12 protein-coding genes are annotated in these 13,425 nt (G+C 61.6%); 6 read left to right on the top strand and 6 right to left on the bottom strand.

The window, feature by feature from the left end:
- Positions 1–67: 67 nt before the first annotated feature.
- From AB4Z25_RS09555 to apbC, 3 genes are all read right to left on the bottom strand, one after another.
- A complete protein-coding gene (locus AB4Z25_RS09555; protein WP_112538101.1) occupies positions 68–1,966 on the bottom strand; it encodes a potassium transporter Kup in 1,899 nt (632 codons plus the stop codon).
- Between the two features lie 18 nt (positions 1,967–1,984).
- Positions 1,985–2,962, bottom strand: a complete 978-nt coding sequence (locus AB4Z25_RS09550) for a magnesium transporter CorA family protein (RefSeq protein ID WP_112538102.1) — start codon at positions 2,960–2,962, stop codon at positions 1,985–1,987.
- Positions 2,963–3,383: 421 nt separating this feature from the next.
- Positions 3,384–4,547, bottom strand: a complete 1,164-nt coding sequence (gene apbC / locus AB4Z25_RS09545; RefSeq protein WP_112538103.1) for an iron-sulfur cluster carrier protein ApbC — start codon at positions 4,545–4,547, stop codon at positions 3,384–3,386.
- Positions 4,548–5,022: 475 nt separating this feature from the next.
- Between apbC and AB4Z25_RS09540 the strand changes: the two genes are divergently transcribed.
- On the top strand, positions 5,023–5,997 hold the full coding sequence (locus tag AB4Z25_RS09540; RefSeq protein WP_112538104.1) for a small ribosomal subunit Rsm22 family protein: 975 nt from the start codon (positions 5,023–5,025) through the stop codon (positions 5,995–5,997).
- Positions 5,998–6,042: 45 nt separating this feature from the next.
- On the opposite strand, the gene AB4Z25_RS09535 is transcribed toward AB4Z25_RS09540, so the two are convergent.
- Entirely contained in the window at positions 6,043–6,771 is a 729-nt protein-coding gene (locus AB4Z25_RS09535; RefSeq protein ID WP_112390554.1) for a helix-turn-helix transcriptional regulator, read from the bottom strand.
- A gap of 228 nt (positions 6,772–6,999) precedes the next feature.
- Positions 7,000–7,794, bottom strand: a complete 795-nt coding sequence (locus AB4Z25_RS09530) for an IclR family transcriptional regulator (protein ID WP_112538105.1) — start codon at positions 7,792–7,794, stop codon at positions 7,000–7,002.
- A gap of 111 nt (positions 7,795–7,905) precedes the next feature.
- On the opposite strand from AB4Z25_RS09530, the gene AB4Z25_RS09525 reads away from it, so the two are divergent.
- From AB4Z25_RS09525 to AB4Z25_RS09505, 5 genes are all read left to right on the top strand, one after another.
- Entirely contained in the window at positions 7,906–8,676 is a 771-nt protein-coding gene (locus AB4Z25_RS09525) for an SDR family oxidoreductase (protein WP_112538106.1), read from the top strand.
- Positions 8,676–9,593, top strand: a complete 918-nt coding sequence (locus AB4Z25_RS09520; protein WP_112538107.1) for a 2-dehydro-3-deoxygalactonokinase — start codon at positions 8,676–8,678, stop codon at positions 9,591–9,593. Before AB4Z25_RS09525 ends, AB4Z25_RS09520 begins: the two co-directional genes overlap by 1 nt.
- A gap of 13 nt (positions 9,594–9,606) precedes the next feature.
- Complete coding sequence (locus AB4Z25_RS09515; protein ID WP_112538108.1) at positions 9,607–10,239, top strand: 2-dehydro-3-deoxy-6-phosphogalactonate aldolase; 633 nt, start codon at positions 9,607–9,609, stop codon at positions 10,237–10,239.
- Positions 10,240–10,244: 5 nt separating this feature from the next.
- Positions 10,245–11,135, top strand: coding sequence for an SMP-30/gluconolactonase/LRE family protein (locus AB4Z25_RS09510; protein WP_112538109.1), 891 nt, complete (start codon positions 10,245–10,247; stop codon positions 11,133–11,135).
- A gap of 244 nt (positions 11,136–11,379) precedes the next feature.
- Positions 11,380–11,994: a PRC-barrel domain-containing protein gene (locus AB4Z25_RS09505; protein WP_112390560.1), complete on the top strand. Its 615-nt coding sequence runs from the start codon at positions 11,380–11,382 to the stop codon at positions 11,992–11,994.
- Between the two features lie 63 nt (positions 11,995–12,057).
- Here AB4Z25_RS09505 and AB4Z25_RS09500 read toward each other — a convergent pair whose 3' ends face one another.
- On the bottom strand, positions 12,058–13,419 hold the full coding sequence (locus AB4Z25_RS09500) for a putative bifunctional diguanylate cyclase/phosphodiesterase (protein WP_112390561.1): 1,362 nt from the start codon (positions 13,417–13,419) through the stop codon (positions 12,058–12,060).
- Positions 13,420–13,425 lie beyond the last annotated feature (6 nt).

Raw genomic sequence — 13,425 nt, 5'->3', positions numbered from 1 at the left:
TTCATATAGCGAAACGCAAGAACCCGGCGCGAAGGCCGGGTTCCCTGAATTGCGATCTGGCGCGAGGTCAGATGATGACGTGCGATCCGAGCTCGACCACGCGGTTGGCCGGCAGGCGGAAATAGTCGGATGGATTGGCCGCAGCATTGGCGAGCGCAATGTAGAGGCGGTCCTGCCAGTAAGGCATGCCCGACTTCGCATCCGGCACCAGCTTGCGGCGGCCGAGATAGAAGGAGGTCGACATGATGTCGAACTTCAGCCCGGTCTTTCGCAGCGTCGCCAGCGCCTGCGAGACGTTCTGGGTTTCCATGAAGCCGAACTGCAGCTCGACGCGCGAGAAGCGCTCGGAAATCGGCTCGACCTTGTAGCGGTCGATGCTCGGAACGCGCGGCTTGTTGACGGTACGGATCGTCAGGATGACGTTCTTGTCGTGCAGAACGTGATTGTGCTTCAGATTGTGGAGCAATGCCGCGGGCGCCGATTCCGGATCGCTGGTCAGGAAGATCGCGGTGCCCGGAACATGGGCCGGCGAGTGATCGCTCTTGCGCTCGATCGAGCTGACGAAGGAGGCCAGCGGAATATCCGTGTGGCGGGTCTTTTCGGTGAGGATCGCGGTGCCACGGCGCCAGGTCCACATGATGACGATGAAGGCGGTGGCGATCAGGATCGGGATATAGCCACCGTCGTGGATCTTCAGCAGATTGGCGCCGAGGAAGATCAGCTCGAGCGCAAGCAGCGGCAGCAGAACCATCGCCGCCACCGGGATCGACCAGTTCCAGCGGGTGCGAACGAATTCGAAAGCCATGATCGAGGTCACGACCATCGCGCCGGTGACCGAGATACCATAGGCCGTTGCCAGCGCATCCGAGGTCTTGAAGGTGATGACCAGGAACATGACGCCGAGGAAGAGGACGGCGTTGACCGACGGCAGGAAGATCTGCCCGGTATTGGTTTCCGAGGTGAAGAGGATTTCCATTCGCGGCAGGAAGCCGAGGTTGATCGCCTGACGGACCAGCGAGAAGGCACCGGTGATGACGGCCTGGCTGGCGATGATGGTGGCGCAGGTGGCCAGAACGACGCCGAACGGCAGCGCCCATTTCGGGAACATCAGGTAGAAGGGATCCGACATCGCCAGCGGATTGCCGAGAACGAGAGCGCCCTGCCCGAGATAGTTCAGCGTCAGCGACGGGAAGACCAGTGCGAACCAGGCCCATTGGATCGGACGGCGGCCGAAATGGCCGAGGTCGGCGTAAAGCGCTTCCGCACCGGTGATCGTCAGGAACACGGCGCCCAGCACGACGATGCCGTAGAAGCCTTCATTCAGCAGGAAACTGACGGCATAGTATGGGTTGAAGGCGGCAAGGATGCCGTAGTCATCCGAGATGTGCGAGATGCCGACCAGCGCCATGACGATGAACCAGATCGCGGTGATCGGCCCGAAGAAGCGGGCCATCGTGCCGGTGCCGCGCGATTGGAATGCGAACAGCCCGACAAGGATCGCCACCGAGATCGGTACGATATAGGGCGAGGCATTCGGCGCCACGAGCTTGATACCTTCGACCGCCGACAGAACCGACAGCGCCGGGGTGATCATCGCGTCGCCGAGAAAAAGCGCGGCGCCAGTGAGTCCGAGCGCGACGAGGATCGCCGTATGGCCATTCGCCGTTTTCATCAGCAAGGCGAGCAGCGACAGCGTGCCGCCTTCGCCTTCGTTGTCGGCACGCAGCAAAAGCAGCACGTATTTGAGGGTGACGATAATGGTCAGCGCCCAGATCATCAGCGAAATCAGGCTGATGACTTCGAAACGGGTGAGACCGTCCTGGGCAACCGGCTTCAGCGCTTCGCGGAATGCGTAAAGCGGGCTGGTACCGATGTCTCCATAGACGACGCCAACTGAGCCGAGCGCAAGATAAAAGAGTTTGCGCGGCGTCATGTGGCGATCGTGCGAATGGCTTTCGTCGGACATGAAGTTACAACAGGCTCCTCAGAGCCAGCCTTTCCATCGGAAAAAGAAAAACGGAATGATGGCGGATACGACCATCAGGCCCAGCGAATAGGGATAACCCGCGGCCAAGTGCAGTTCCGGCATGAATTCGAAGTTCATACCATAAATGGATGCGACGAGGGTCGGCGGCAAGAAGACCACGGATGCGATCGAGAAGATCTTGATGATCGAGTTCTGCTCGATGTTGATCAGGCCGAGCGAAGCATCGAGCAGGAAGGTGATGTTGCCGGCGATGAACGAGGCATGTTCGTTGAGCGACTGGATATCGCGCGACACCGTGCGGCAGAGTTCCTTGGTGTTCTGATCGTGCTGAACGGCAGGCACCGTATAAAAGAAGCTTGAAAGCCGGGAGAGCGATGCGAGGCTATCGCGCACCTTGGAGACCAGCCGGTGGTGGGCAGCGATGTCGCGCAGCTTTTCTTCCAGATAGTTCGACGGCTTGCGCACCTTCTTGGCGCGTTCGCCGAAGACATGGGTCGAAAGAATGTCGATGCGGGCAACGGACAGTTCGAGGATCTCGGCGGTGCGGTCAACGATCGTTTCGAGCAGCTTGGCGAGCAGGGCTGCGCCATTGCGCCACTGTTCCGGCACGCGATGAAGCGCCGCGATGAACAGCTTGAAGGATTTCGGATGGGCGTAGCGGATGGTGATCAGCCGGTTGCCCGACAGAATGAAGGCAACATCCGTCAGCGTCGGAGATGCGGTTTCGGCCTGCCAGACCAGCGACGCGGTCATGAATACGGCGTCGCCTTCGGTGTAGAGGCGTGCCGAGGGTTCGATGTCCTTGAGGTCGTCGCGGGTCGGCACTTCGATGCCGATCACTTTCTCGACATAGAGCTCCTCCTCGCGCGTCGGCTCGATCAGATCGATCCACACGACGTCATCCGGAAACTCGTCCATCTTCGACAGATCACGAATCTCGACGGACTTGCAATTGGAGCAATAGGCGGTGATCAACGGGCCTGTCTCCAGCCGCGCTCGCGCCATGCCATCATCGCCATCATCGAACGCCCTTCCATCACGCGGCTGCCAAGAAGGCAGCGCTGAGGCTGCAAGCCCTGGAGACTAACGGAAACGGATAAAAGTTCATACAACTCCGGCTGCGTCCGGCCGTTTGCCGGGTGCGCATTGTGCTCAACCGCATCGCAGTCACCAATCCTTCAACCGACAAGTCAACTCCGAACATGCAGGCTGGCCGGGAACCCTGGGGCAAAGGCGGCCGTCATCGAGCATCTGCAGAAACCGCCCTCATGGCGACGGCGGGGCATATGACGGAAAGCGGCGAAATAATCAAGACGTGTTACGTGAACTGCGCGTTTTCATCACATTTCCCCCGCAATTTGGGGTATGCGGCGGCCGCCCGAATCCGCCGTCTGTGCTATTCGAAGACAATTGCAGGCGCCGGACGCTGCGGCTGTCCGCCGACCTCCGCCCAGACCTTGGCAGCGATGTCCTTATAGATCCCGGCGACGATGCCGTTCGGCTCGGAAGCCACCAGCGGCGTTCCGGCATCCGACGTTTCGCGGATGTTGATCGTCAGCGGCACTTCGCCGAGGAACGGCACGCCGATGCGTTCGGCTTCCTTGCGAGCGCCGCCATGGCCGAAGATATCGTAGCGGGTGCCGGTATCGGGAGCGATGAAATAGCTCATGTTCTCGACGATGCCGAGAACCGGGACTTCGACCTTCTTGAACATGTTGAGACCCTTGCGGGCATCGATCAGCGCCAGATCCTGCGGCGTCGAGACGATGACGGCGCCGGCGAGCGGCACCTGCTGGGCCATGGTCAGCTGCGCGTCGCCGGTGCCGGGCGGCATATCGACGACGAGAACGTCGAGTTCGCCCCATGCGACTTCACGCAGCATCTGCATCAGCGCCGACTGCACCATCGGGCCGCGCCAGATCATCGCGGTTTCCTCATCGACAAGAAAGCCCATCGACATGACCTTGAGGCCGTAATTTTCCATCGGGTTGATGATGCGGCCGTCGATCTGCGTCGGACGGCCGGAGATCTTCAGGAGGCGCGGCATCGACGGGCCGTAGATATCGGCATCGAGGATGCCGACCTTGAGGCCGTTGGCCAGAAGACCGAGCGCCAGATTGACTGCGGTGGTCGACTTGCCGACGCCGCCCTTGCCGGAGGCGACGGCGATGATCGCGCCGATGCCGGGCACGCCGATTTTGCCGTTGCGCTGCTGCGGCTGCGGGGCGTGTGAATGAGAATGGCCATGGTGATCGTGGCCGGCATGGGATGCGGCCGGACGGGCGGCGGGCGCGGTTTGCGAGGCGGCCTTCTTGTCGGCGGTCAGCGTGACCAGCGCGCCCTTGACGCCCGGCATTTCCTTGATGACGCGCTCGGCGGCCTGGCGCAGCGGCTCGAGTTCCCTTGCCCGTTCGGCAGGCACGGTGATGGAGAAATAGACCTTGGCATCGGAAATGAAGACGTCGGACACCATGCCGAGCTCGACAATATTGTGTTCGAGATCGGGACCGCGCACGGTCTTCAGCGTTTCAAGAACCTGTTCCTTGGTGACCTCAGTCATGCATTCCTCACGCGTATCTTTGCAGACACGTAGATAGTGGAGGGCTGCGCCTTCGCCAAACGAAATCGGCAATGAGGAACGGAAAACGCGCGATCGAATTCCGTTGCGGCCATCTGGTCCGCCAGGCTTTCGCCTCGATGGCCGCAACGGTCTCCCCGAGAACCGGCGCGATCAGACCGACCTAGCGCAATGGCCAAAAATGACCAGAGACAAAATCACACTAATAATTGGGGGGTGGGCACGATGGCGAAGGCGCCGTCACATAAAAGCAACAACCGCCGCCAGCGACCGGATGCAAGAGAAACGCATCTACAATCGTGGGCGGCGGCTGGCCGAAACGGCGCCATTCTTGGCGCTCTTTTCAAAGTCCCCTCTGGACCTCTGCCAGATAAGAAGCAAGGTGCATGCCAAGTGCTGCGCTTGGCATTGCGCGAGCCCGGCTGTATGACGTGGGTGACCAGAATGGGCGACGACGATGGAACTGCCGAAGATCTTGCGTGAACGGGTGGAAGCGATGCTGGAGGGTCAGCCGCTAGATGCGCTGAAGCGTGCCTCGGCACGCCTTTCCAGCCGCTATCGGCAGGAGCTGCGTGATGGCAGCTTTCATATCAGCGACCAGCTGGCGGCCCATGCCTACCTCGCGGCACGGCTGCCCGCCACCTACGCGGCGATACGCGCCGCCATGGAGATGATCGCCGAAGTCCGCCCCGACTTCGAACCCCGCCAGTTCATCGACGTCGGCGCCGGTCCGGGCTCGGCATTGTGGGCGGCGACCGATTGCTGGCCAAGCCTCGATCAGGCGACGATGGTGGAAGCCAGCGCCGCGATCCGGCAAACGGGACAGAGCCTTTCGGAGGGGCTCGATTTCCCGTCGAACTGGGTGGATGGCAATCTTCTCAAGGAGTTGCCCTCACTGCTGCCTGCCGATCTCGTCACGCTTGCCTATGTTCTCGACGAGATCGAGCCGCACCAGATCGCTCCATCGATCGGCAAACTCTGGGCCTTGACCGGCGACACGCTGGTTATCATCGAGCCCGGCACGCCGGCCGGTTGGGACAGGATCCTGGCGGCCCGCGACGTTCTGCTTTCGAAGGGCGCCCATATCGTTGCGCCCTGCACCCACGCCCTCGACTGTCCGATCGCAGCACCGGACTGGTGCCACTTCTCCCGGCGCGTTTCGCGCTCGAAGATCCACCGGCTGGTGAAGGATGCGGAGGTGCCGTGGGAGGATGAGAAATACATCTTCATCGCCGCCAGCCGCTTCCCCGTCGCGCTGCCCGACGCGCGGGTGATTGCCCCGCCACAGGGCTCCGGCAGCGTCATCAGACTGAAACTCTGTCAGGACGACGGACGTGCAGCGGAACAGACATTATCGAAAAGAGATGGGGCCGCTTTCAAATGGGCGCGGCGGGCCGATTGGGGCGATGCCCGCGAAAAGGACAGCGGCTGATCGCGCTGCCCATCTTTGAAGCGCCGTGACGTTTTTTTCGGCAGGCTATTTGATCAGGCCGATGCGCAGCGCCTTGGCGACCGCCTGCGTGCGGTTGACGGTATCCAGCTTCTTCGTCGCCCGGTTCAGATAGTGGTTCACCGTATGCTCGGAGAGACCGAGGATATCGGCGATTTCGGCGCTGGTCTTGCCGGCAGCGGTCCAATTGAGGCAATCGACCTCGCGGTCCGTCAGCGTATCGGTCAGGCGGTTGTCGAGATTGCGGATCTCGGCCAGCCGGTCGAAGACATGGATGGCGATATAGGAGAGATTGCGCATCTCCTCCGGCGTATAGGGCTCGCGATCGCCAGCGAAGGAAACCGCGCCGCGCAGGCCCGAAGGCTCATGCGTCGGGAAATAGGCGCAACGCACCATCCGGAAGCGCTCGAACAGCCCGGCGACCATCGCCGACTTGCCGTCGTCGCGCACCCAGCCTTTTGACGTGTCGTGGAAGAACGGTATGGACGAGGTGCGTAACCGGCGCAGCACAGGGCTGTTCATCATCAGCCCTTCCTGATCGTAGAGCGACAGGAGTTCTGCCGGCCAGCTGGTGATGACGGTGGTGCTCTGCAGTTCGAAGGACGTGATCGGCGGCAGGTTGAGAACCATGAAGGCACGGCTGCCGAAGGCGTCCGTTACCCGCTTCATGAAGCGGAAGATATCGAACTGGGTCTTCAGACCCGCTATCTCCTGGACATACCCGTCCGTCTGATCGGACGCTTGTGACAAAGCCATCTACTTCTTCATCTTCCCGAGCTTGCGGTTCAGATCAACTGCGCTGCTAAATTGCTAAACCTAAAAAGAAAAATATGGTTCCCGGCCTTAAAATGCGCGGCCGGTCGAAACTTGTAACTATTTGACGAACTATCGCAGTTGGTGTGATTCGCCGGCAAATCTCAATATGGTCCTCATCATAAGCATGCTCTTCTTTTGCGTCCACCCGATGAAACCATCACGCCCGCGTTACCGGCGTGGACCAAGCCTGACGCGCATGCCTTCCATGATGCTTCCGGCTGCCTCGCGCACGGGCTCTGCCCATTCCGTCAGCCGCTCCATCGTCAGCCGGTAGGCGGGGCCGGTGATCGAGACGCCGCCGACCAGACTGCGATCGGGCGTCCAGATCGGCGCGGCGACGCAGCGGATACCCTGCTCGTGTTCTTCCCGGTCGAAAGCGCAACCCACCTTGCGGATGTCGGCGAGTTCGGCAAGCAGGCTTTCTGTGGAAGCCAGGGTGTTCTCGGTGAAGCGCTGAAACGGGATCACGGCGGCGAGCGCGGCGACTGATGCTTCCGGCAGGACGGACAGAGCCGCCTTGCCGACGCCGGTGCAATAGACCGGCGAGGCGTTGCCGATCTGCGAATACATGCGGACGGATTGCTGGCCCTCGACCTTGTCGAGATAGATGATCGAGGTGCCGCGGAGAACGCCGAGATGGACGGTCTCGCCGCTCATCGCCTGCAAGGCGCGCAGATGCGGCTCGGCGATCAGGCGGAATTCGTTCTTCGCCCAGCTGCGGGCGGCAAGATCGAGCAGGCGTAGTCCCGGCGAGTAGCGGCCCTCGCCATCGAGCTCCAGCAGTCCCTCCTCCACCAGATGCCCGAGTTGGCGATGCAATGTGCCGCGCGGCTGGCCGGCCTGCGCCAATATGTCCGTGAAGCGCAGTGGCCTTTCGGCATGGGTCACCAGATCGAGCAGAACCATGAGTTTGCCGAGCGTTCCGGTGTCGTTTTCGCCTTCTGTGCCTTTTCGCGGAACCATCGATCGCCTACCGTTGTGACCGCCTGCGGTCTTGACAGAGAGGCCAACGTAAAACGATAATTCCACATAGTCAAATTGAGTTCCAAATAATGGAACTATGGGAGGAATGCGGTGACGGGTGTATCGGCACGGTTTCCGGAATTCAGGGATCGGACGGTTCTGGTGACCGGCGGCGGATCGGGCATCGGCGCGGCCATCGTCGAGGGTTTCGCGCGTCAGGGCGCCAAGGTCTCCTTCATCGACATCGCCGAGGACGAGAGCCCCGCGCTTTCGATGCGGCTGTCACGGGACAGCGAGCACCCGGTTCATTTCTTCAAGGCGGATCTGCGCGATATCGAGGCTGTCAGGCAGACAGTCGATGCAGTTGTCGCTCAGTCCGGTCCGATCACGGTTCTTGTCAACAACGCCGCCCGCGACGACCGGCATGATTTCGATGCGGTGACGCCGGAATACTGGGACAACAACCAGGCGACCAACCTGCGCCATGTGTTCTTCACCGCGCAGGCCGTGGCGCCGTCGATGCGGGAAGCCGGCGGCGGGGCGATCATCAACATGTCGTCGATCGCCTTCCTTTTGAACATGCCGGACTTTCCGGCCTATTCCACGGCCAAGGCCGCCGTCATCGGGTTGACCAAGAGCCTGGCGGGAAAGCTCGGGCCTGACAATATCCGCGTCAACTGCATCCTGCCCGGCATGATCGTCACCGAGCGGCAGATGAAGCTCTGGCTCACCGAAGAGGGGATCGCCAAGACCGTCGAGCGGCAGTGCCTGAAAAGGGTGCTGAACGCCGACGCGATCGTCGGCCCCACATTATTCTTAGCATCCGATTGCGCGGCCGCAGTGACCGCGCAGTCCATGATTGTCGATGGAGGCATTTTCTGATGGCAAATCCCGCTTACGTCGCGGTTGACTGGGGTACGAGCAGTTTCCGGCTCTGGCTGATCGCCGACGATGGCAGCGTGCTCGGCGAAAGCCGTGGCAGCGAGGGCATGACGGTGGCGGCAAAGACCGGCTTTGCCGAAGTGCTGGCCGCGCATCTCGACAAGGTCTCGGCACCGGCCGATCTCCCTGTCATCGCCTGCGGCATGGTCGGGGCCAAGCAGGGCTGGGTCGAGGCCGGTTATACCGACGTTCCGGCAACGCTTTCCTCGATCCTGACGGGTGCGGTCTCCGTTCCCGGCCAGAGCCGTGATATCCGCATCCTTCCGGGCCTCGCGCAGCGCGACAAGGCCTCGCCTGACGTGATCCGCGGTGAGGAAACCCAGCTGCTGGGAGCGCTCGGCGCAGAAAGCACCGGCGCGCAGGCGGTCTGCATGCCCGGCACGCATTCCAAATGGGTGCATGTGCAGGACGGCGAAGTCATCGGCTTCTCGACCTTCATGACCGGCGAACTCTTCGACGCGATCACCAAGCACACGATCCTCTCGCATGCCGTTGCCGGCGCCGACCAGTCTCCATCAGACAACTCGGCCTTCAAGGCATCGGTGACGGCTGCGTTCCACCAGCCGGCGATGGCGACCAACCTGCTGTTCACCGCCCGCTCCGGCCAGCTGCTACATGGACTGACGGCTGGCGGCGCGCAGGCGAAGATCTCAGGCACGCTGATCGGTCTCGAGATTGCCGGAGCGCTGTCGGATGCCGCCAACGATACGCCGATCGCGCTCGTCGCTTCAGGCCGCCTGCAGACGCTTTACGAAACCGCCTTCAAATCCCTGTCTCTTAAATTCACGACGATAGATGCCGATACGGCAGTGCTTCGCGGCCTCTCCGCAGCTGCTGCCGCCATCTGGTCAAAATAAGAAAGCTAAAGCCATGAACCGTGTTCCTTTCCCCTCCATGAAGCGCCCACTGATCGCCATCCTGCGCGGCATCAAGCCCGAGGAGACGGCAGGCGTCGTCGGCGCGCTGATCGAAAACGGCCTGACGGCCATCGAGATCCCGCTGAACTCGCCGGAACCCTTCAAGTCGATCGAGATCGCCGCCAAGATGGCACCATCGGAGGTGCTGATCGGCGCCGGCACTGTGCTGACGACCGAGGCCGTCGATAGCCTGCACAATGCCGGCGGGAAGCTGCTGGTGACGCCGAATGTCGAGCCTGACGTGATCATCCGCGCGCACGGCTACGGCATGGTTTCCATGCCCGGCGTCTTCACGCCGACGGAAGCGCTTTCGGCAGCGCGCGCCGGCGCCACCGGTCTCAAGTTCTTCCCGGCAAGCGTGCTCGGGCCGTCCGGCATCACGGCGATCCGCGCCATCCTGCCGCCGGAACTCGTCATAGCGGCTGTCGGCGGCGTCTCAGACAAGAATTTTGCCGAATACACCAATGCCGGGATCAAGGCCTTCGGTCTCGGCACCAGCATCTACAAGCCGGGAATGACCGTTGCAGAGGTTGCCGAGCGCGCCAAGGCGACCATTTTAGCCTATGACGCAGCCGTAGGAGCATAGGCATTATGACCGCTATTCATGAATTTGAAGGCAAAACACTTTGCGACACCAATTCCGTACTCGGTGAAGGCCCGACCTATGATCCGTCCACCGATACCGTGTGGTGGTTCAACATTCTCGGCAAGGAACTGCATGAGCTGACGCTTGCAAGCGGCAAGAAGAAGGTTCACGAGCTGCCGTTCATGGCAAGCGTGCTTGCCCGTATCGACGACAAGCGGCAGCTCCTGGCGACCGAAGAGGGCCTGTTCGTCCGCGATGTCGCCGACGGCAAGCTGACCTTCTACGCGGCGCTCGAAAACGACCAGCCGGAAAACCGTTCCAACGACGGCCGCACGCATCAATCCGGCGCGCTGTGGATCGGCACGATGAGCAAGCGGGCGGAAAACCAGGCGGGCTCGATCTACCACGTCGCCAAGGGCGGCGTCGTCACCAAGATCTTCAGCGGCATCAGCATTCCGAACTCCATCTGCTTCTCGCCCGATGGCACGATCGGCTATTATACCGACACGCGGATCAGCCGGCTGATGCGGGTGATGGTCGATCCGCAGACCGGCCTGCCCGCAGGCGAGCCGATCGTCATGGTCGACAGCATGGAGGATCCGGGCGGTATCGACGGTTCGGTCTGCGATGCCGACGGCTATATCTGGAATGCGCGCTGGGGTGCCGGTGTCGTTGACCGCTACAGCCCGGACGGATTGCGGATCGCCCGCTACAAGGTGCCCGCCGCCCAGCCCTCCTGCCCGGCCTTCATCGGCAAGGATGCCGACCGCCTGGCGGTAACGACCGCATGGGAAGGTCTCGACGAGACGGCCCGCTCCTCGCAGCCGCAGGCCGGTGCGCTTCTCGAACTCGGCGTCACCGTCAGGGGCGTCTTCGACCCGGCCTTCGTGGTCTGAAACGGGTCAAAATTGATGACAGGGGCATTCTTTGCGGAGTGCCCCTTTTCTCGTTGCGCGACAGGAAATCTGCAGCCTTTGCGATAAAAGTTCCCGAAAAATCGCGAGTTTTTCCAAGTTTTTCAGCGGAACCAATAACCTGCCCACCCATTTTCCCCTTCGAACCGGCACGGCATGGACACCAGAAAACGAGGCGTCCGCCGCGCTAGAGATCACACTAGGGAATAAAAAAGGTAGGTACGAAATGACACGCAAACTCCTGACGACCGTTGCTGCTGGCGCCCTGTTTGCCACGGCTTTCGCACCGGCAGCTTTCTCGCAGACGGCTCCGCAGCCTGCGGCCCCCGATGCGACCCAGTCCGCCCCGGCGGATGCCACCGCACCGAAGATGCCCGAAGTGACGGCACCGGCTGGTGATGCTGCACAGGCGCCCGCTCCGGCTGCATCGACTGACACGGCACAGGCCGCTGGCGGCACCTATCTGACCGAACAGGGTGCAGACCAGATCAGCGCCAACACCTATATCGGCCAGTCGGTTTATACCGGTCAGAACGAGAGCATCGGTAACGTCACCGACCTGATCATGAAGAAGGATGGAGGCCTCGTTGCTGCTGTCGTCGGGGTCGGCGGCTTCCTTGGTATCGGTCAGAAGAACGTCGCCGTGCCGATGGATAAGATCACCGTGGCACAGAACACCCAGGACGGCAGCGTCAAGCTGACGACCACGGAAACGGCCGATAGCCTGAAGGCCGCGCCGGAATTCAAGACCCTGCAGATGCAGGCAGCCGAGAAGGCTCCGGCCGCAACGGGTACAATGCCGACGGATAGCACGGCAACCGGCTCGACCACGGCCAAGTAACACCGCGCGGTGAGTATAGCGTAGATGGCGGCGTCCTCAGGGGCGCCGCTATTTTTATGAGGATCAGGCGGAGACGCGTTCGGCGCCGGCGGAATCGTAGTTTTCGTGCAGGTAGCGCAGCGTCGCGATGCTGTCGGCCGGTTTGCCGAAATGATAGCCCTGCCCCATCCCGCAGCCGAGGGCACGGAGCTTGACGGCTTCCGAATAGTCTTCGATGCCTTCGGCGACAACCTCGAGGTCCAGGCCTTCGCACATGGTCAGGATCGCCTTGATGATATGCTCGGAGGCGCGGTCGTTGTTGATGCGCGAGACGAAGGCGCGGTCGATCTTGACCTTGTCGAAGATGAAGTCGCGCAGGCGCCCGAGGCTGGACTGGCCGGTACCGAAATCGTCGAGCGAGACGCGAACGCCTGCCTGACGCAGATCGGAGATGATGCGGTGGGCAGTGTCGGCCGAACTCATGACCGCCGTTTCGGTAATCTCGAGCTCCAGGCGATGGGGATCGAAACCGACGCGGCCAAGGATCGATAGCACATTGGCGCTGGTGCCCGGATCCATCAGCTGCGCCGACGAAAGATTGAACGAGAGGAAAAGCTCGCGCGGCCAGGAGAGCGCTGCCTCTGCAGCCTTGCGCAGCAACGTTTCAGAGAGCGCGTCGATAAAGCCGCGCTCTTCGGCGAGCGGCACGAAGACACCCGGCGAGACGAAACCGAGATCCGGATCGTTCCAGCGGGCAAGCGCTTCGAAGCCGACGACCTGATTGTTGGCAAGCGATACGATCGGCTGGAAATGCACGTCGATCGCATCGGAGATGATGGCGTTTCGAAGCGCCTGCTCCAGCTGCGTGGCACGCTTCATTTCCTGCGCGATCTCGCGCGAATAGACGGTGATCTGGCTGCGGCCGCGGCGCTTGGAGCGGTAGAGCGCGGTTTCGGCGCTCTTCAGCAGCTCGTCAAATTCCTCGCCGGCAAACGGATAGATGGCAAAGCCGAAGGACGCGGACAAGCGTACGTTACGGTCGCCGAGATCGTAGGGTGCCGACAGCACTTCGCGGATCATCTGGCCGAATTTTTCGGCACTGGCGCGTTCGAAAATCAGCGGCAGCACGAAGGCGAACTCGTCGCCGTCGTGACGAGTCACAAGTGCGCCGTCAGGAATGCAGGCTTTCAGGCGGTGAGCCACCTGGCACAGAATTTCGTCGCCCGCGGCCGAACCGAACAGATCGTTGATCGGCTTGAAGGAATCGAGATTGGCGATGCCGATGGTAAAGGGCGCAGGATCACTGGCGCGCTCGGCGGAGATCTGCGTCACCCGATCGCGCATGCGGTGGCGATTACCAAGTCCGGTCAACGGATCGGTGTAAGCCATGGCCTGGAGCTCGTTCTGGCTCACGGGCAAAAAGGGTAAGTCCGCCGGCTTCATCATTTGACC

The organism is Rhizobium sp. RAF36 (assembly GCF_052114105.1).
In the GTDB taxonomy this organism is placed as follows: domain Bacteria; phylum Pseudomonadota; class Alphaproteobacteria; order Rhizobiales; family Rhizobiaceae; genus Rhizobium.
This window is presented reverse-complemented; position numbering and strand designations above follow the sequence as displayed.

Excerpts from the sequence above, each read along its gene's own strand:
- AB4Z25_RS09555 (WP_112538101.1), bottom strand. The coding sequence starts at position 1,966 with ATGTCCGACGAAAGCCATTCGCACGATCGCCACATGACGCCGCGCAAA.
- apbC (WP_112538103.1), bottom strand. The coding sequence starts at position 4,547 with ATGACTGAGGTCACCAAGGAACAGGTTCTTGAAACGCTGAAGACCGTG.
- AB4Z25_RS09540 (WP_112538104.1), top strand. The coding sequence starts at position 5,023 with ATGGAACTGCCGAAGATCTTGCGTGAACGGGTGGAAGCGATGCTGGAG.
- AB4Z25_RS09535 (WP_112390554.1), bottom strand. The coding sequence starts at position 6,771 with ATGGCTTTGTCACAAGCGTCCGATCAGACGGACGGGTATGTCCAGGAG.
- AB4Z25_RS09530 (WP_112538105.1), bottom strand. The coding sequence starts at position 7,794 with ATGGTTCCGCGAAAAGGCACAGAAGGCGAAAACGACACCGGAACGCTC.
- AB4Z25_RS09520 (WP_112538107.1), top strand. The coding sequence starts at position 8,676 with ATGGCAAATCCCGCTTACGTCGCGGTTGACTGGGGTACGAGCAGTTTC.
- AB4Z25_RS09515 (WP_112538108.1), top strand. The coding sequence starts at position 9,607 with ATGAACCGTGTTCCTTTCCCCTCCATGAAGCGCCCACTGATCGCCATC.
- AB4Z25_RS09510 (WP_112538109.1), top strand. The coding sequence starts at position 10,245 with ATGACCGCTATTCATGAATTTGAAGGCAAAACACTTTGCGACACCAAT.
- AB4Z25_RS09505 (WP_112390560.1), top strand. The coding sequence starts at position 11,380 with ATGACACGCAAACTCCTGACGACCGTTGCTGCTGGCGCCCTGTTTGCC.
- AB4Z25_RS09500 (WP_112390561.1), bottom strand. The coding sequence starts at position 13,419 with ATGATGAAGCCGGCGGACTTACCCTTTTTGCCCGTGAGCCAGAACGAG.